Source organism: Micromonospora reichwaldensis (genome assembly GCF_031845925.1).
Lineage (GTDB): Bacteria > Actinomycetota > Actinomycetes > Mycobacteriales > Micromonosporaceae > Micromonospora > Micromonospora reichwaldensis.
Map to the genome: position 1 here is coordinate 32,199 of NZ_JAVRFL010000016.1, position 17,984 is coordinate 50,182.

A 17,984-nucleotide genomic window follows, 5' to 3' on the forward strand; every position below is an offset into this window, starting at 1 on the left:
ACACCGCTCCAGAGATCCGTAAAGGAGCGAAGACTGTAGATGGGACGGATGGTGGTTGACTTCGCTCCGATCCCCGGCTTCCATTAGCAGGCCCCGAGACCCTTCTAGAGAGTGGCTGATGTGTATCAAGGGCCGGGTTCCTTCAGAATGGAACTGGAGTGCCTTGGAGTAGCCGTGTCTGTGAACGTGTAAGCCGTAAACTTGCCACCAAAGTCGCCGTCGACGAAACCCTCGCGCCTTTTCGAGAGATGTAAAGCGGGACTATTGGCGCGGACAGCTCAAACAATCTGGAGAAAATATTCTAATGACCACGAACCCGACCTATGCCGAGGTTAGGCGACTTATTGCGGCAGCGAGCTCGAGCTCAAAAGCTATCACCTTCGTCGATCGACTCTTCTCTGCGGGATTAATTATTTCTCCTGTACTGCTAGGCCCTGCCGCAGTCCCTCTTCTCGCTCTATTTGACATGAAGAGCGAGCTTATACTCCAGGTTAGAGATGCTGCACGTGCCCTCGTTGGGAAGGGGGAGAGTTTCCTGGACCGAAGTGGATCTCTAGCTGCAGGGCATATGCTGATTAGCTATACAGCATTCTTTTCTGCCTTGGACGACTCAATCGGACCAATTATGTCGTCACTAAAGCTCTCGGGTGAGGACCGAGAGGCTGTGGTAAGGCGTACCGCCACCGTCACCCCGACGTTCTTGCAGGACCAGCCAATGCATGACCCGTATGCGGGCTTACCGCCGGTATCCTTGCCGCACCCGGCTGCCAATTTCGCCAATGAGGACGACGAGCGACGCATATTATATCTAGGGATGGCGAAAGAGCTTGCCCGTATTGTGGGAGAGCTTGATTCTTGGAAGGTTCTACCGAAAGCTAAGCGCGAGGCGTTCAGGCGCGGAATAAGTGGCTTGCCAGACCTCGCTATGCGTTTTTACTATGCCCAGTATCTCGACCTCATGTTAGAAAGTCGAGAGTTCTTTGCCTGGGCTGCGGTGTATGAGCATGCCAAAACGCAGTCCTTAGTCATCGAAAATTCTATCAATCTTAATGCCCAGCTGAATGCAGTGTTATCTTCCAACGAAGGAATCGACATCGGGTTGCGTCGATTGGAAGCCGGGCTGGAAGCGGTTAGGGCGAGCTCAACCGTTGATAACCTGGCGAATATAGCTAACCGGGTGGCCGAGGCCCTCGCCAGAACCTATTCGGCCCGGATTAACGAACTGGTCATCAAGGATGACTACGCTGAGGAGGTTGGCAAAACAACACTGCGTTATCCTAGTAAAGTTGAAGCCTTCATTCCTCAATCGTATCGCAGGTTGCGATACGAGAGTCGAAGTGTAAACCTAGAAGACGAGCGATTGTGGGAGGCAATCAGGCAAAGGAACGATCTGGCGGCTTTCATGGTTAGCTACCTAAGCTCGCCGTATAGTACAGAAGCACCTCTGTTGGTTCTCGGTCACCCTGGCTCTGGCAAGTCACTACTAACGGAAGTGGTTGCCGCGAGGCTTGCTCCGCCAAATTTCAATGTCGTTCGGATTGAGCTGAGAGACATCAACCCGGAGACGAGCTTTCAAAGTCAGATTGAGGATCAGATTCTTCAAGATTCTGGATTCGAAATCAACTGGGCTACCTACGCCGAGAGTTTGACCGACAATCCGTTGGTGATCATCCTTGACGGTTACGACGAGCTGCTTCAAGCTAATGGCCGAATATTCAGCAATTATTTAGAGCAGGTTCATAAGTTCCAGCGACGGGAATCGGCAGTTGGCCGTCCCGTGCGAGTCTTGGTGACCAGTCGGATCACGCTGATCGATAAAGCGGTGATACCGATTGGCTCGTCGATCATGCGTCTAGATGAATTCGATAGCAGTCGGCAGCAGCGATGGATCGCGCGGTGGAATGACCTAAATCATAGCTATTATGCTGCCTCTGAAATTCAGCCCTTCAGTTTGCCTAAAAACTCTAGATTGCTGGCTTTGGCGCAACAGCCGCTTCTACTGCTGATGCTTGCTTTGTATGATTCCCAATCAAACCAGCTCAGGGATGCCAAGCTTGATCAAACGCTGCTATACCACAGTCTGCTGCAGCGATTTATCGAGCGAGAACGAGCCAAGGGCGATAATGGCTCGAACTTCAATGCATTGTCTCCAGCGGAGCGGAGGGCTCAGGTAGACGTTGATCTACAACGGCTCGGCGTGGCTGCAATCGGGATGTTCAACAGGAAGTCTCTGCACATAAGTCGTAAGGACCTGGATTCGGACATCGCTTTCTTCGAGACGGGGCAGGCGTTCCCGGTCAAGGCAGGCGCCGTTGCTCTCACGCAAGCCGACCTTCTGCTAGGAAGCTTTTTCTTTATCCACGAGTCAAGAAGCAAGTCGGGCGATCCAGACGACTTCTCTCGTGGTGAGGCCGCAGCCTTCGAATTCTTGCACAATACCTTTGGAGAGTTCCTCGCGGCAGACTTCATCCTGCGTCGAATCTTGGTCCTAACCGACCTTATCGCCGGGCTCCGAGCCAACCCACGTCTGGCGGCGGCGCTGCACGAGCAACTGACGCTCCTCGACAAACACTGGTTCGCGTGCCTCTCTTACTCGGTGCTGCATAGCCGCCCGGTGGTACTGAATATGATTCGTGAATGGCTGCCGCATCGGCTTGCTGAATTGAGACAGGACGCGTCTGATTTCTATGTCTCTCTCGGCCTTATAATAAACCGACAACTGGACGAGATCCTGAATACCACCCCGCCTGCCTGGTTCTTGCAAGGAAAAGATAAGACGCCATTTGAGCGGCTGCCACTACTAGGTCACTTATCAACCTACACTGTGAACCTGGTGCTACTGGCTGCAGTGCTTAATGAACCAGGATACGATTTTTTGGATGCGTCGGGTGTTGATGATGGCGGCCCATGCAAGTCGTGGGATCGTTTGGTGAACCTGTGGCGGTCATGGTTCGATTTGAATGATATGGCCGGGATCGCAGCGATAGTTTACGCCGAGCGAAAAGTGGGTCTTGTCCGAGTCTTGGCTCGACCGGAGTTCTCGCTTCAGGCGAGCCGTTCATCCGCCGAGACGCTCTTTAACGTGAACACCGCGTTGGCCGAAGACCTTGCCGGAGGCCTAAGTGGTTTAGGTTTGGCCCGGCTTCAGGGGCTACCTCGACGCCAGGCAGAGAGGGCTTTGGCCGATCTAGGAAAAAGTGATGTCAATGTTGATCTCGAGAGCCTAGCTCAGATTGCCCGCTATGATGAGAAGAAACTTGCCGTCTGGGAGGACCGTCTTCGCGATGTTGTAGGATTCTTGGCGAGGAGTCCGGAGGGGCTGATGCCTGGTGCGGCGCTCGAGGTTCTGGCTGCACTACGACTAAGCGGACTCCCAGAGTCTCTAGAACGCCTAAGGCCGGTAAAAAGCAAAGACGCTCCTCGCAGGCTTAGGACTCTCTCTCGGTACGAGGCTACTCTCGTTATTGAGGTTAAATCTCAGCTCGAGCCCTTGTGGCTGCGCGACCTTTTGCGGGACCTGTCGCGAAGTACTCCAGACTTCTTGGCGCTGCCGCTTGGGGCTCCGCTACTGCGTGTCGCACGCACCAATCATCACGCTTGTGGCTCCTGGCTAACTGATGCCTTGGAGAAGGCCGAATTCGAGTCGGTGAGAGATGTGGAGACGGCGGTCGAGCTTGTTCTTGCATGCGTGGAGGGGAATGACAAAATGACCGGTCTGGCAGATATTGTCCTATCCTCCAGGCTTTCTTCGTGGGACGACATGGCAGATGTTCCCGCTCTGTCGTGGGTCTCCCTTCTATGGGCAGCGGGCGCCAGTCGCACTCGGCTCCCTCGAACGGCTGCCGGGCTAGTTCGAGCCAGCGGCCAAGAGCTTGGATTTCGCGGCTTATCCTCTCGGGCGTCCGTGACGGCGCTCGCCTTGGATGCGTCCGCATGGCACCGCAGTGGAGTTATCCGAGAAAATAGAGTGTTATTCGTGCGAGAAAACAGAGTGTTATTCGGGGGCGGCAACGACTTACTCGGGGGCATCGTTTCGGTACTGCTTCGTGCCGCGCGTCGTTGGAGAGAGCCGCGGGGGATGATGCTGATCCTTGGCAGCATCCTTATGTTGGACGATGAGCGCCGCTGGGCTGTTGGGCGGGATCGCGACTTTTCTCATTCCTTAATGCTCGAATCGATCAAGGACCTACTTGCTAGAGCCGGGGGTGTTGATCATGCGAAGGCTTTGTCTGATTTGGCATGGCTCAGGGCCCATGTCCAGGAAGCTGCTATTGAGGATTAATTGTTTGTGGTTATAGCGTGGCGTCGCGGCGACTAGGCGAGAGGATAGAATGCGTGGTCCTTGCTTGAACCCCCGGGCTGAAACTCAAGGAGGCGCTATTCGGGCGATGGGGTATCTGTGCAGTCGAGTCCGCCTCGCCATTATAGGCTGCCGATACGCGAACTGCTGGCGGTTGGGCCCTCGGGTGGCTGCGGGGCCAGCGGCCGAATGGTGATAGCGATATGCGGGAATGATGCTCCGCGTTACGTCGGCGGCGTCAGTATTCAACATGCACCCGGTGGCGTTCTTGGTCAAGTGTTGGCCGAGAACGCCACCGGGCGACGCGATCTGGCTGCGTTTGCTGGCACTCGGTCTGGCGGACGCGCCGGTCATCGACCGGGGGCCGCGCACGGTGATAAGGCCGTGGCGATCTACGCGCACCTCAGCGAGTATCACGTTGGACAGCGCAAACGGTCTCCGTGGCCGGGAGTGTGACGTGACGGTGAAACTGCCGCTATCGGAACGGCCGGGTGTGCGACCTTCCACCTTCAATCCGGACAGTCCTGCGTCTGACGTCCCGGCACCGGCGCTGCCTGGTGATGGCGCGAGCGGGCATCGGCGGATTGCTGGATGCCCCCGTTCTCGACGGTGACGGGCACCTCGATATGCCGGTGAAGCTATCGGCGCCAGGAGAGTGCTTAGATGAGTCTGGCTCTCGTGGTCGAAGGCGGGAGTTCGGCGAACGGTCTCCAACGCGTTTTGTGGTCATTCTCCTGGACCGAACGGATACGGATAGCGAATTCGGCAGCGACGTGCGTCGAGGTGTCCAGCAGCGGCACAGCAGCGACGATCATCTTCAGCTCGCGAGCCTCGCGGAGGAGCGGCCAGAACGGATCGGAGGCGACGTCAAAGCCGTAGGCGGCAGCCAATGCACGGTGTGCCCCCATGCGTTCGAATCGCTCCTCGCCGACGGCAACCGCTGCCAAATCAACCTGCCAGGGACCGACGCACGTGGCATCGAAGTCACACGTTACGACCAGGCCAGACGATTCTCGAAGCAGGTTGCCAACGTGAGCGTCACCGTGGATGAGCTTTGGCTCTGCGCGCTGGTTCAGGGCATTGAGCCGAGGCGCGAGGCGGTCGCACCACTCCACCAGGAAGTCGCGGTCATGACTGTCGAGCCCTTCGGCATCGGCCAGCCGCCGGCGCGCATCCTCGATCGGATCCCAAACGGGAAGCGGAAAGGGGGGCACTTCGAGGTCGTGAAACGCCCGCAACGCCAAGCCGAGATCCTCCACGAACGGGGTAGGCGACTGTGGCTGAACGTAAGTCCAGATTGAGGCCACCAGGTCGCCGACCTCTATTGGCTGCTCGACGCCGGGCGCTAGGCGGACCGTCGGCGCGTTCATCTCAGCGAACCAGCGTGCGAGCTGAACGACCTTCGTCACTCGGTCCCGGAGCCGATGGGTGCGCGCAATCCGGATGACGATTCCTGATCGGGGCAGGGCGAATACAGCGTTGTTGGTCAGTCGTAGCAGCTGGGCGTCGTCGGCAGGGACGTCCAAGATCGTGGCGATCTGTCGCATTGCCGCCGTCATCGCCTCCTCGGAGAACCGCCTCATCTCGCCCTCGAGGCGTGAGTGGTGAGGCGGCGCTCGAACTCAGCAACCTGCGGAAGCCCTCGATGTCGTCCCAGGTCGCGGCGCAGGTTGACCACCCGATCGATCACCCGCTTGGAACTCATCGTTCGCGCCTGCTCCACGACGCGGGTACCTACGGCAAGCGCCCGCTCGGGCTCGTCGGCGAGGAACAAGGCGCTGCACAGCCCGGCCTCGTTGAGCACTGTGCTCCGCACGTTCGCCGGCCCGAAGGCGGCAATGGCGTCCTGGACCCAGCGCACCGCCTCGGGAGCATGTCTGCGATCCTCCCGCGCCCTGTCCCGGTACACGCGGCCATACTGGGCGAACAACTCCCCACGGTCGTAGAAGCCCAACCAGCCCGGCTCGCGCTCGCTGTTGATGCGCTCGAACTGATCGCTCGCCTTGCCGAGGGTGGTCACCGCGGACCGGTGGTCGCCGAGTGCCGCGACGGAGGCGGCTTCTGCGCCCCAGAGCAGGGCTTTGATCGCCGGGGTGGCGTGCGATCCGAGCTGCGCGTGAGCGAGTTGCAGCGTCGCCAGCGCGTCCCGATTGTGTCGGAGGTGTTGGAGCTGTTTGGCCTGCGAATAGCGGATCATCGCGGCCAGCGGAGCATCTCCAGCCGTCAGCGCGGCCCGCTCGCCTGCCACAAAGTGCCGCTGCGCGTCATGGTGCTGAACCGCGTCGAGTGCCGTCCAACCGGCCAGTTGTCGAGATGCCGCCACCGCTGCGACAAGGCGTGGGGTCAGCCCGGCTGGGTGGGACCAGTCGAGCATGCGGTACACCGACTCGGCGAATCGGGTCACCTCCTGGTACAGCAGCCCGCCGCCGCACTCGTAGTCGACTGAGCGATATAGCTCCAGTACGGCGTTCAGCCGAGCGACATCCGCAGCGCCGATTCGTCGGGGCTCGACGAAGCCGACGCCGCCAACAAGCCCAGCGCCTGCGGCGACGGCGGCGATGCCGGCCAGCAGTGCCCGCCGGCCCTCGTCCGGTCCCGAGGACTGCTGGTTAGACAGAGGAGTGACATCTACAGCGTTGTCACCGGCGTGGTGGGTCTTGCCCGGCAATGCAAACCACAGATGTGCCAGGGGGATACGAAGCACCTTTGCCCAGTGCGTGAGTCGATCCATATGCATGATCGGTGGTCCGTTCTCTACCCGGCTCAGCTGCGCCTGCGTGATCCCCAGCCACCCCGCCACCACGGTCTGCGGCAGCGCGGCCCGCCCGTGGTACGGATGGCACCGGTATGCCCGGATCGCCCGCCCGAGATGCCGCTCCGCCAGCGCCCGCCGCACCGGCTCGTGCTCCCAGAAGCTTGCCGGCACCATCGGTGGCGCGCTCAGCCTGTCCCGCTCGGCGGCCTGGCACGGCGCGCAGCGCCCGCTGTCGTTGTCGCGGGCCAGCCGTCCGCCGCACCGGGGGCAGTTCGCGTGTGTTACCGGCAACCTCGCCATGCGCAAGTGGCTCCGTCCGTTCCGCCTCGTCGAGCCTATCCATTCAAGCCACTCCGTGCAGGCTCGGTATACGCAGCGCGCATATTCGCGCGGTCGTCCACGCCGCTCGTCGCTCGTCCGGCAAGGACATGCCCTCATGGACGGGGCAGCTCGACAGGGCCGAACGCGTAGGGAGGCGAGCGACTCGAAGCCTCAGGCGGAGAGTGATTTGTCGGATGCGCAGCGTGTATCGCCCTCACGATCATCGCGGCATACCGGGAGCCCTGGCCGGAGGTGAGGGTGGACGCATGGCCCGGGGCGGGTGCTGGCTCCGGAACTGCGTCGATCCCCGAACGACACAGCTCCGCTCCCGCCCGCCCCGGCGCCACTCCAACCGTTGGCAAGGGGCCCTTCCTCTACCGAATCCGTTAACAAGGGCACCTTCCTTACACCCCCGAGGAGTTGAGCGTGAGCGTGCAGGAGGCGGTCGGGCAGTGGCTGCGGCTCGTGGTGGCGGGCGCGGAGCTGTCGCCGTACCTCATCGGGGTCGACCTGGAGCGGCTCGGCGCGCACCTGGCGGCGGGCCTCACCGCGGCCGTCGAAGGCCAGCCGGCGACGGACCCGTGGCGCGGGTTCGGCCTGTCGGAGGAGCAGCACCGGCGCATCGTCGACTACCTGGCGGGGGTGCTCTGGGCGCTCGACGAGCCCGACGACCGGATCGCCCGCGCCCGCCGGGCCTTCGCCGGCGAGGTGGGCGCGTGACCATCGCCGCCGCCTGGGAGACAGCCGTCGAGCGGGGCGCCGACGACTTCTGGTGCACGCTGGAGGACCGCCGCCCCGGCCTGCTGCCCGAACGGGACGCGCCGCTGATCTTCGCCGCGCTCGGCCGCCTCACCGTCGGCGGCGACGACCCGGCCGGGCGGGCGGCGCTGCTGGCGGTGCTCGGCCGCGCGTACCGCCAGCTTGGCCTGCTGCCGCACGCCGCCACGATCGGCGACGCACTGCTCGCCGCCGTCGCCCGCCATGCCCGCCCACTGTGGACGCTGCGGCTCGCCGACGCCTGGGAGCGCGCCAGCCGTCGCGCCGATGTGGCCGTGCGGCGAGCCGCCGCCCGCACCGAGGACGGCCCGGCCTGGTGCCCCGCCGAGGTGATCGGCCACGACCGGCCGTGTGACACGATCGCCATTCTGACCGTACGCCCCTGGCAGCGCCTGCCCTTCCGGCCCGGCCAGGCGGTTCCCGTCTGCACGCCGCGCCGGCCCGGCCGCTGGCGTTGGCTCTCCCCGGCCAACGCCCCGCGCCCCGACGGCACCGTCGAGCTGCACGTCCGCGCCGTTGCCGCCGGGGCCGTCGCCCACAGCCTCGTCCACGACGTACGCCCCGGCGAACTGCTCCACCTCGGCCCGCCGCGCGACGCCGGGCTGTGCCTGGACCCGTCCGCGCGGCAGGACCTGCTGCTCGTGGCCGGCGGTACCGGGCTGGCGCCGCTGCGCGCCCTGGTCGAGCAGGTCGCCGCCGCGCCCGACGGCCGGCGGGTGACCCTGGTCGTCGGCGCGCGCACCTTCGCGGACCTGTACGACGCGACGGCCCTCGACAAGCTCCATCATGCCCACGATTGGCTGACCGTCGTGCCCGCCTTCAGCCACGATCCCGGCGCCGAGCCCGCCGAGCAGGGCGACGCCCTCACGATCGCCCTCGACCACCGCCGCCCCGACGACGACGTGTACGTCTGCGGCCCGCCCCCGATGCTCGCCGGCGCGCGGCTGCGGCTGCTCGCCGCCGGGGTGCCCGCCGACCGCATCCACCTGCCGGCGGAGCCGCGCCCCGACGGCCGAGCTCCTGCGCGACCCTCCGAAGCCGCCGCGTCGGAGTCGCGACGACCACCGGGAAAGCGAGTCGGCTGTCGATGGATCCAATCGATCCTGAATGGACGACGGTGATGCCGCCGGGTCGGCCGAAAGCTTGGTGATCACTAGTATCGGCGCCGTGATGATCAAACGACGGCTCCCGGCGGTCCTGTTAGGACTGTTGGTGGCCTTCCCGACACTGGGCGTGCCTCCCGCCTACGCCGACGAGCACGAGACCGAACCCGCCGAGCCACCCAAGGTGGAGCTGGTCCTCGACGTCAGCGGCTCGATGCGCGCCAAGGACATCGGCGGGCGCTCCCGTATCGCCGTGGCCCAGGAGGCGTTCAACGACGTCGTGGACGCCCTGCCCGAGACGACGGATCTCGGCATCCGCGTGCTCGGCGCCACCTACGGCGGGGAGAACAAGAAGGTCGGCTGCCAGGACACCCAGCAGCTCGTACCGGTCGGCCCCGTCGACCGGGTGAAGGCCAAGAACGCCATCGCCACCCTGCGCCCGACCGGCTTCACCCCCGTCGGCTTGGCCCTGCGCGAGGCGGCGAAGGACCTCGGCACCGGCGAGACCACCCGACGCATCGTGCTCATCACCGACGGCGAGGACACCTGCGCGCCGCCGGACCCCTGCGAGGTGGCCCGCGAGCTGGCCGCCCAGGGCACCAAACTGGTGGTCGACACGCTCGGCCTCATCCCGGACGAGAAGGTACGCAAGCAGCTCGTCTGCATCGCCTCGGCGACCGGCGGCACCTACACCTCGGCGCAGAGCAAAGAAGACCTGACCCGGCGGATCAAGCAGATCGTGGAACGGGCCAAGGACACGCACACGAAGACGCCGGCGAAGGTGGCCGGCACCGACGTCTGCGCCAAGGCGCCCGTGCTCACCCCCGGTGTCTACACCGACCGGGAGCGCTTCGAGGAGCACCGGTGGTACCGGATCCCGGTCCAGCCGGGGCAGGAGCTTCGGGCCTCGGTGAGCATCGGCCTGGACCGGCCGTTGAACCGGGACTACGGCGTACTGCTGCGGGCCACCGCCACCGACGGGCGGGAACTGGTCCGGGGCAACGACGCCGGCAGCGGCCGTACCGACGTGCTGTCGACCGGCGTGCGCTGGTCGGCGGCGGATGACGAGGACGAGGAGGAGTCGGAGGACGACGACAAGGGCGGCGTCTTCACGGAGTCGACGGAGAAGGCTCCCGAGCCCACTGTCGTCTGCCTGGTGGTCAGCAACTCCTTCTCCGCGAAGGCGGGCGCCGGTCAGGCTCCGGGCATGCCGCTCGAACTGACCATCGACCTGGTCGACGCGTCGCCCGCCCCGAACAGTCCGGGCCTCGGCCGGGGCTGGGTGCTGCTGGGCGTACTCATGCTCGCGGGCCTGCTCAGTGGGTTGATCGTTGGTTGGCTGACCCGTTGGTGGGTAGCGGTCTGGAGGACCCGATGACGATGCGGAAGGCTCCGGCCCTGACCTCGGCCCACCGGGCGGCGGTGCTGCTCGCCGCCACCGGCATCGCCGTCGCGCTGCCGGCCGCCGCCGGCGCGGACACGCCCACCCCGTCGCCGGGGGCCGCCACCATCAACAAGGCCGGCACCTCGTTCCTCACCGCCGCCGGGATCAGCCCCGGCCAGCCGGTACGGGTCGGTGCCTCCGTGGGCGACTACCTGTACTGGTCGTTCACGGCTGCGGCGGGGGACACCCATCACGTGGCGGCCACCGTGTCGCTGCCCGCCGCGGCGAGCCGGAAGGGCGACTCCACCTGGACGGTCGAGGTCTTCGACGGGCTGCGCCGCCGGCAGGCGTGTGTGGCGGGGGCGCAGACCCCGGTGGCGTCGAAGAGTGCCGCCACCGTCGAACTCGACTGCGAGCTGCGCCAGGTGCGCTCGTGGGCCGAGCCGTGGTCCGGTGACCCGTTGCCGGGCACCTACTACGTCCGGCTGTCCGGCATCGAGTTGCCGGAGCAGGAGCTGGGCCTGCCGATCGAGGTGAGCCTGCTGGTCGGGGTGGAGTCCGACGGCGACACCGAGCCGGAGGGCGGCGACCTGAAGGAGCCCCTGGTCCCGGCGGTGAACCCGGGCAAGGTGCTCGCCGGCGATCCGACCGCCAGCACGCCGGCCCCAGGGGCGGCCGGTGACGAGGAGGACGGCTGGTTCGACTGGGTGCGGTGGCCGGGCCTGTCGTCCCGCTGGTACTGGACCATCGGCGGCGGCATCCTGGCCGCCGTCGCGGGCGTGGTCGGCTTCGCCCTGACCCGCCCCCGCCAGCGCGTCGGCTGACCGATGATGGCAGGGCGGGCATGACTGAACGGGTCATCCTCGCCCTGCCCCCAGCCAGGCTGCGCACGTGGATTACTCGGCAGCTTTGCGAAGGAAACACAGCTTCCAACCCACTCGACCGGATAGCAGAGTGTCGAGACCGGAACGGTCCGGCCCTGTGGTTGAGTGACCGGGGTCCACGACTACGCAGCCATGGAGATGTGATGACCGACGGGCTCCGGGAAATCGAGGTCAAGTACCGGGTCAACGATCCCGATGTGCTGGCCGACGCGCTCGAAGCCCGGGGAGCGACTTTCTCGAAGCCGGTGCACCAGGACGACCAGGCGTACGCGGCCGTCGGCTGGACGTACGGGCAGAGCAAGGCGGGCGCGGTGTTCGCCCGCCTACGGACGGAGAACGGGCGGCACGTCTTCTGTGTCAAGAGGCCGCTCGACAACGAGCTGGCCTGCCAGGAGCACGAGACAGAGGTGCTCGGCCGGGATCAGATGCACGCGGCGATCCTGGCGATGGGCTTCTATCCGACGGTGCGCATCGTGAAGACTCGCCGTACCGCCCGGCTCGGGCACATGTCGCTCTGCCTTGATGAGGTCAGCGGTCTGGGCGCCTTCTTCGAGATCGAGGCGATGGTCGGCGGGCAGCGCCCGGCCTCCGAGGTGCAGCGTGACCTCGACCGGTTCGCGCGCTCACTGGACGTGGAGTTGGAACGGAGCACCGAGACCTACGATTCGCTGCTCCGGGCGGCGCTGCCCGTCGGGGTCTGACCGTCGCTCCCCGCGCTCAGCAGCGCCCGGACCGGGCCGAGGAGCGCCGTGGCCACAGCGTCCGGTGACTGCTCGCCCACGTGGTGGACGTGCACCGCGAAGCCGGCCCTGCTCAGTTCTTCCGAGACCCGGACGTAGAGTTCCATCTCCCGCCGACCCGCCTCGGGCCCGCCACGGTGGAATCTGCTGTGGATCCCCCGCGCGGCGGCTCTCTCACGGGAGCGGGCCGGGTCGCCGGTGAGGATCACGGTCAGGTCCGGGCGGTCGGCGAAACGGTTGATGTCCCAGATGAAGGCCGGGTCGACCCCGTCCAGCCGCTGCAACACCAGTGAGGTCGCGAGGTAGCGATCACACAACACGATCATCCCGGCGGCAAGCGCCGGTCGGACCTCGGCCTCCAGGTGGTGATAGCGGTCAGCGGCGACCAGGCAGGCGAGGGTCAGGCCGTGGTAGTCGTCGGTCCCGTACCGTGCCGTCTCACCCAACTTCGTACGGGTCGGCTCCTTCGTCGGGTACACCTGCCAGCCCTCAGCAGCTAGCGCGTCGGCCAGTAGCGCGGTGGTCGTGGTCTTTCCGACGCCGCTCGGACCGTCCACGACGATGAACCGGCCGGTCACAGCAACGCCGATCGGTCGTGTTGGATGCGGGCCAGCTCGACGAGTTTGCGCCGCACGTACGGCAGCTCGACCTCGCCGAACTGGAGATTCACCGAGAAGTTGAACTCGTCGCGTTCCCGCATCGCTTCGTCCAATCCGTCGCTGGTCAGGTCGACCGCGCCGTAATCCAGCAGCTGGGCTGGGTCGTAACGACCGGTGGCCAGAAGCCGGTGCCATTCCGGCGTTCCTGGATACGGGCGGAACTCGAACACACTGGCCCGGAAGGAGCCAGGCTGGCTGTCGGCAAGGCTCCACAGCTCGTAGACGTGCTGGACGGTCGCATCGAGTTCGGCGCGGGTCTCGGTGGGCAGGCCGAGGATGAAGTAGCCCTTGACGCTGATGCCGAGCCCGGTGAGTCGACGTACGACCTGCCGGGTCAGCTCCGGATTGATCCGTTTGCCGATGTGACCCAGCACCCGTGCGCTGCCGGACTCGATGCCGAGCGCCACCTCTCGACAGCCGTTCTCGGCCAGGGTCGCAAGCAACCTGTCGTCGGCTCGGGCGAGTACGTTGATCCGCCCAGTGGCGTCCCAGACGTACCGGGTCCCCACCCCGGCCGCGCCGAACGCGGCCATGCAGCGACGGATGAACCGCTCATAGCCGAGGAAGAGGTCGTCGACGAAGCGGAACGCCGTCACCCCGTACCGGGCGTGGACCTCGTCCATCTCGGCGATGATGTTTTCCGGCTCACGAGTGCGGATCGTGACATCCGGATTCGCGCTGACGGCGGCCCCACAGAACGAACAGTCGTACGGGCAGCCTCGGGCACCCACCATGGCTGCTTCCAACGGCCCCGTGCCGGGGCGGTACGGGTCGGCCGCGAAGTAGCGTCGGTCCACGAACGGCAGGCGGTTGATGTCCGGAGCCAAATGGCCGCCGGTGCCGGGCACACCTCCCGTGACCGGCGTACGTAGGACGGGGTCGCGCCACATGACTCCGGGCAGCGCAGCTCGACGGTGACGATCATGAAGCAATTCCGCGACCCGCGTCTCGCCTTCACCGATGACGAGCGCTTCCAGGCGGCCGAACCGGACGTCGTTGACGACCATGGCGGGCATGGCTTTGGCTTGATGACCGCCGACCATGATGTGGATCGCCGGATCGAGCCCGGCTGCGATGCGTGCACTGAGCTCGTAGGTCGGCGCCAGAAGGTTGAAACCCACCCAGCGTGGTGTGGCCTCGTTGGCGATGGCGCAGATCCGGCTGACGCTGAGGCCGAGGGCCTCACCGTCAAGCACACCGACATGGAACCCCTGGGCTGCGGCATAGGTCGCGATGTAGCCCATTCCGAGGACGGGCAAGGTGAACTCGTTGAGTCGCGGCCGTAGGTCGTAGTCGCGCAGTGGTGCGTTGATCAGCAGTAGGTCGAGCCGTGCGTCCGGCCGAGCGCCGAGGATCGGGAAGTCAGATCGATCCGCTGTGTCGGCAACCGAGGGCGAGGGTGAGCACGGTGTATGTGGCGAGGCTGTCACCGGTCACGCGCCGCCATGTTCGCGCGAACGATGGTTCGTCGGCGGGCCAGTGATGGTCCGGGTTGGCGCGCCGCGCCCAGGTGCGAACCGCGAGGTCGCCGTACGGATAGAGCGCCCAGTCGTTGCTCCAGTCGGCCACCGCCGCGCCCGCGCTCCACGGGCCGATACCAGGGATGGTCTGGAGCTCCTTGACCAGCACGGAGGGCGAGAGTTTCGACCAGCTTTCGCCTTGCGCGAGGAACGCCCGTGCCGCGTGCCGCAAGGGCCGCCGCTTGAACGCCATACCACTGTGGGTAAAGTCGTCATCGCTCAGAGTTAGCACACGTTCCGGCGATGGGAAAGAGTGAATGTCCTTCTCACCGGATAGCGCGACCCGGGAGCCGAAGCGTAGGCAGAAGTCGCGATAGAGCCGACGGGCCTGTCCGGCCCGGATGACCTGCCGGACGATTGCTGTCGCCATGGCGTCCCACAGGCTGGGGTTGCGTGGGCGTCCCACTGTTCCGAGGTCGGACAGGGCTTGGTGGATCGGCGCGGCCGGCGGCGGGGCCTGCGGTGGCACGGCGAACGCGGCGACGAGCGGTGGAAAAGCGTCACCGGACACGGCCCGGAAACTCGCCTGCGAGCCGCGGACGCTGAGCAGCCAGGCGCTGTTCTCGTCGTCCGTCATCAGGCGGTGGAAGCTGTCGCCGTCCGGCTGCCAGGCTGGGTGGTCCGTCATGAGGTAGTCGAAGCCCACGCCGCCTCCTCACTGATCCGCAAGCTCGCGATTCTTGCACCCATGCCTGCAACTGCTGGGGTGCCCCGCCGCGTGCGAGCCCAACGATCGAGCCAATGCCGGTCCCGAAGCGCTTCGGCTCGGACGGCGGAGAGGCGTTGCCGTCGGTAGCCTCCCCGGATGCCGGACTCCACTCTCGACGGTCTGCTCGAACCCTTCACCGAACCGAAGCCGTTCACACCCGACACCGCGGCCCGTGCGCCCCTCGCGCCGGGGACACACGTCGTCCTCCTCGACGGCGATATCATCTACGTGGGCGAGACGGGGCGGACCCTGCGGGAACGACTCCGCGCCCACCTGCGGGGCAACCGGGGCTCGTCGGTGCTGCACAAGCAGGTCGGCGAGCTGCTCGACCGGGAACTCGGCCGGCAGGCGACCGCCGCCGAGATCGCCGCGTGGCTTGGCCGGTGCGAGATCAGGTGGCGGGAGACGGGTGACCCGAAGGCGCTCAAGGAGGCCCTGCTCACCCTGATGAATCCACGGTTCAATCGGCTGCTGCCAGGGCTGCGGACCGCGTCCACGGATCCCGTGAGCCGCTTCGAGCGGCTGGCGGGCGGCCCGTACCTCGACTCGGTGGTGGCGGCCAACCGGGCCTACCTCGACGCGGTGGTGCCGGACGCGGCGGCCACCGAGCGGGAGTACTGGGCGCTTTCCTGCCTGCCCGGCACTCGGACGGATCCGCCACGGCTGTCGGCGGTCTCCATGAAGACGATGGAGACGTTCGTGCTGCACGAGCCGACCGAGCCGGGTGCCGGTGCCCCGGCCGAGGGCTTCCTGGTCGTCCGCAAGTCGGTGCTCGACGGGCACTGGACGCCGGCAGGCTTCCGGGCGGCCCATCCCGGCATCACCAGGTGGCCGTCGGACTACGTCGATGCCGGGCCGGACCAGGAGGTCCTCGCCGGCGACGTCGAGGACCTGATCGCGGCGCTCGGGGACGAGCGCGTCGTCCCGGCCGCCCGTGCCCTCACCGAACCGCTGCTTCGGTCGCGGACCCTGCATGCGCGGGGCCACAACCAGCCGCTCGCCGACGCGGTGCTCGGCCGGCACGAGCAGACCGACTGGCTCTGCCCGGTGGACGCGGGCAACAGCTCGTCGGGGGAGGACGTCTGGGAGTACTTCCACAGCGACGCGGTGGTCGACTGGCAGCTCTCCGCCGGCTACCACCAGATCGCCGCCGGGGACCGGACCTGGGCGTACGCCACCGAGCCGCCCGCCCGCCTCGTCGCGGCGGGCGTCGCCTGGGACGACCCTCGTCAGCGGGCGACGGAGAACGGGCTGGAGTGGCGGGTGGCGGTCCGGTGGGACGCCGAGTTGACCCGGCGCCTCCTCGACAGCGAGGAGGACGTGCCCGTACTGCCGGCGGGTTCGGTGCGTGGGGTGCGGGAGATGAGCGCGACCGAGCTCGATCGCGTCGTCGACGCGCTGGAGGCGAGCGGGGCGCCGGAGCCCGAGGCCCTGCCGGAGGGGCGTCGCCGCCGGCTCGTGGAGGTCACCGCCCGCCAGGGGCAGGCCGACTTCCGGCGCAGGCTCATCGAGGCGTACGGGCGGCGCTGCGCGATCACCGGCTGCGACACCGAGGCAGCGCTCCAGGCCGCCCACATCTCGCCGTACGACGGGCCCGCCACGAACAGGGTCACCAACGGTCTGCTGCTCCGGGCCGACGTGCACAACCTCTTCGACCGTGGCCTGATCTGGGTCGACGAGCAGCTCCGCGTCCGGGTCAAGGCGGAGGCCGCGCACTACGCCGAATGGCACGACCGGGAACTGCGTCCCCCAGCCCGTACGGCGGACCGCCCGGATCCCGCCGCGCTGCGTGCCCACCGCCGGGAGGTGGCCGGAATGCCGTGACGGCCCTCGGCCTGGGTGTTCCCGGGCCGGGGTGGGGTCGCTGCCGGCCCGGACCGTGCACCACTGCGGCGGCCGGGTCGACGGGTCAGCCTCCCGGCGGCCGGTAGGGCATGTTCAGCTGGAGCGCCCCGTCCATGTCCTCCGGGGTCAGCAGGGGGTTGACCCGGGTGTCCAGGCCGCCGGCCGCCCGGATCGTGGTGGCCAGGGCGACGGCGGTCTGCTGGTCGGGAAGATCGCAGATCACGTACGCGTCGTGCGGGCCGAGCCCGAAGTGGAAGGACTCCACCCGGCCACCGGTGTTCTCGACCAACGCCCGGATCACCTCGGCGCGTCTCGTCCCGCCTTCCTTCATCAACCCGTTGATTCCCTCGACCGTGTAGGTCGCCATGAACAGGAACTTCGTCATCCGGGCGTCACCTCCGTATCCCGGCCGCGGGTACCCGACGTGCCGGCGACTAGTCCTGCCCGCCCCGCCATTGACGAGGGCGCGGGACAACCAGGGGGGTACGACGCCTCGAGCGCGCGCAACCCGGGTGGTAGGCCCATCGCCAACTCCGGCATGACGACCCGTGACCACGCCGGTACATACGCTGCCGGCTGTACTCGTCATGAGAGCGAAGGGATCCTCGATGAACGTCCGTCACCTGCTTGCCGCCACCAGTGCCTACACCATGAGCGCCGGGCGCCTCGGGGCCACCGTCGCTGCCCTGCTGGGGCTGGCCGGGGTGATCATCGGCGGGCTGGCTCTGGCCCGCCCCGCCGGTCGGTTCGGCACCGGCTCCGGCCGGCTCGGGGCCACCGTGGCGCTGGCCGCGGGGCTGATCGGCATCGCCCTCGGCGGGCTGGTCGTGGTCACCTCCGACAGCGGTATCGGCACCGGAAACGGGCGGGGCGGGGCCTACGTGGCCCTGGTGCTGGGGCTGGTCGCCGTGGTCCTCGGTGGGCTGGCCCTGGTGCGTTCCCGGCGCACCGCCTGATCGTGGACCGGCCAGGGGCGCCGGGTCGGTG

At 66.4% G+C, this 17,984-nt stretch carries 14 protein-coding genes; 8 read left to right on the forward strand and 6 right to left on the reverse strand.

Annotated elements, in window-relative coordinates:
- Positions 1 to 304: 304 nt before the first annotated feature.
- Positions 305 to 4,282, forward strand: coding sequence for an NACHT domain-containing protein (locus RM555_RS15405; RefSeq protein ID WP_396888782.1), 3,978 nt, complete (start codon positions 305 to 307; stop codon positions 4,280 to 4,282).
- Between the two features lie 677 nt (positions 4,283 to 4,959).
- Here RM555_RS15405 and RM555_RS15410 read toward each other — a convergent pair.
- Positions 4,960 to 5,883, reverse strand: coding sequence for an aminoglycoside phosphotransferase family protein (locus tag RM555_RS15410; RefSeq protein WP_311412384.1), 924 nt, complete (start codon positions 5,881 to 5,883; stop codon positions 4,960 to 4,962).
- Positions 5,880 to 7,355, reverse strand: coding sequence for a helix-turn-helix domain-containing protein (locus tag RM555_RS15415; protein ID WP_311412385.1), 1,476 nt, complete (start codon positions 7,353 to 7,355; stop codon positions 5,880 to 5,882). The genes RM555_RS15410 and RM555_RS15415 overlap by 4 nt, the downstream gene beginning before the upstream one ends.
- 447 nt (positions 7,356 to 7,802) lie before the next feature.
- Here RM555_RS15415 and RM555_RS15420 point away from each other — a divergent pair, with 447 nt between their 5' ends.
- The 5 genes from RM555_RS15420 to RM555_RS15440 all read left to right on the forward strand — a co-directional run bounded on the left by RM555_RS15420 (position 7,803) and on the right by RM555_RS15440 (position 12,225).
- Positions 7,803 to 8,096: a cell division protein SepF gene (locus RM555_RS15420; protein ID WP_311412386.1), complete on the forward strand. Its 294-nt coding sequence runs from the start codon at positions 7,803 to 7,805 to the stop codon at positions 8,094 to 8,096.
- On the forward strand, positions 8,093 to 9,274 hold the full coding sequence (locus RM555_RS15425; protein ID WP_311412387.1) for an FAD-binding oxidoreductase: 1,182 nt from the start codon (positions 8,093 to 8,095) through the stop codon (positions 9,272 to 9,274). Before RM555_RS15420 ends, RM555_RS15425 begins: the two co-directional genes overlap by 4 nt.
- Before the next feature lie 49 nt (positions 9,275 to 9,323).
- On the forward strand, positions 9,324 to 10,634 hold the full coding sequence (locus tag RM555_RS15430; RefSeq protein ID WP_311412477.1) for a VWA domain-containing protein: 1,311 nt from the start codon (positions 9,324 to 9,326) through the stop codon (positions 10,632 to 10,634).
- Positions 10,631 to 11,464, forward strand: coding sequence for a peptidase (locus tag RM555_RS15435; protein WP_311412388.1), 834 nt, complete (start codon positions 10,631 to 10,633; stop codon positions 11,462 to 11,464). Before RM555_RS15430 ends, RM555_RS15435 begins: the two co-directional genes overlap by 4 nt.
- Positions 11,465 to 11,667: 203 nt before the next feature.
- The gene (locus RM555_RS15440; RefSeq protein WP_311412389.1) at positions 11,668 to 12,225 is read left to right on the forward strand and encodes a class IV adenylate cyclase; all 558 of its coding nucleotides are present in this window, start codon (positions 11,668 to 11,670) and stop codon (positions 12,223 to 12,225) included.
- On the opposite strand, the gene tmk is transcribed toward RM555_RS15440, so the two are convergent.
- Genes tmk through RM555_RS15455 form a run of 3 tightly spaced genes read right to left on the reverse strand, consistent with a single transcriptional unit; the run spans position 12,183 to position 15,089 of the window.
- Positions 12,183 to 12,842 carry a dTMP kinase gene (gene tmk / locus RM555_RS15445; RefSeq protein WP_311412390.1) on the reverse strand — a complete coding sequence of 220 codons (660 nt, stop codon included), beginning with the start codon at positions 12,840 to 12,842 and terminating at the stop codon, positions 12,183 to 12,185. The two genes, RM555_RS15440 and tmk, sit on opposite strands and share 43 nt — an antisense overlap.
- Complete coding sequence (locus tag RM555_RS15450; RefSeq protein ID WP_396888783.1) at positions 12,839 to 14,353, reverse strand: B12-binding domain-containing radical SAM protein; 1,515 nt, start codon at positions 14,351 to 14,353, stop codon at positions 12,839 to 12,841. Before RM555_RS15450 ends, tmk begins: the two co-directional genes overlap by 4 nt.
- Positions 14,286 to 15,089: a DNA glycosylase family protein gene (locus tag RM555_RS15455; RefSeq protein ID WP_311412391.1), complete on the reverse strand. Its 804-nt coding sequence runs from the start codon at positions 15,087 to 15,089 to the stop codon at positions 14,286 to 14,288. Before RM555_RS15455 ends, RM555_RS15450 begins: the two co-directional genes overlap by 68 nt.
- 159 nt (positions 15,090 to 15,248) lie before the next feature.
- Here RM555_RS15455 and RM555_RS15460 point away from each other — a divergent pair, with 159 nt between their 5' ends.
- Positions 15,249 to 16,976, forward strand: coding sequence for an HNH endonuclease (locus RM555_RS15460; protein ID WP_311412392.1), 1,728 nt, complete (start codon positions 15,249 to 15,251; stop codon positions 16,974 to 16,976).
- An 85-nt stretch (positions 16,977 to 17,061) separates the two neighbouring features.
- Here RM555_RS15460 and RM555_RS15465 read toward each other — a convergent pair whose 3' ends face one another.
- Positions 17,062 to 17,382: a GYD domain-containing protein gene (locus RM555_RS15465; RefSeq protein WP_311412393.1), complete on the reverse strand. Its 321-nt coding sequence runs from the start codon at positions 17,380 to 17,382 to the stop codon at positions 17,062 to 17,064.
- Positions 17,383 to 17,605: 223 nt separating this feature from the next.
- Here RM555_RS15465 and RM555_RS15470 point away from each other — a divergent pair, with 223 nt between their 5' ends.
- Entirely contained in the window at positions 17,606 to 17,953 is a 348-nt protein-coding gene (locus tag RM555_RS15470; protein ID WP_311412394.1) for a DUF6223 family protein, read from the forward strand.
- The last annotated feature ends 31 nt before the right edge of the window (positions 17,954 to 17,984 follow it).

Bases quoted from the DNA above. Each gene is read 5' to 3' on its own strand.
- RM555_RS15460 (WP_311412392.1), top strand. From the start codon at position 15,249: ATGCCGGACTCCACTCTCGACGGTCTGCTCGAACCCTTCACCGAACCG.
- RM555_RS15440 (WP_311412389.1), top strand. From the start codon at position 11,668: ATGACCGACGGGCTCCGGGAAATCGAGGTCAAGTACCGGGTCAACGAT.
- RM555_RS15405 (WP_396888782.1), top strand. From the start codon at position 305: ATGACCACGAACCCGACCTATGCCGAGGTTAGGCGACTTATTGCGGCA.
- RM555_RS15430 (WP_311412477.1), top strand. From the start codon at position 9,324: ATGATCAAACGACGGCTCCCGGCGGTCCTGTTAGGACTGTTGGTGGCC.
- RM555_RS15415 (WP_311412385.1), bottom strand. From the start codon at position 7,355: ATGGCGAGGTTGCCGGTAACACACGCGAACTGCCCCCGGTGCGGCGGA.
- RM555_RS15410 (WP_311412384.1), bottom strand. From the start codon at position 5,883: ATGAGGCGGTTCTCCGAGGAGGCGATGACGGCGGCAATGCGACAGATC.
- RM555_RS15435 (WP_311412388.1), top strand. From the start codon at position 10,631: ATGACGATGCGGAAGGCTCCGGCCCTGACCTCGGCCCACCGGGCGGCG.
- RM555_RS15465 (WP_311412393.1), bottom strand. From the start codon at position 17,382: ATGACGAAGTTCCTGTTCATGGCGACCTACACGGTCGAGGGAATCAAC.
- RM555_RS15470 (WP_311412394.1), top strand. From the start codon at position 17,606: ATGAACGTCCGTCACCTGCTTGCCGCCACCAGTGCCTACACCATGAGC.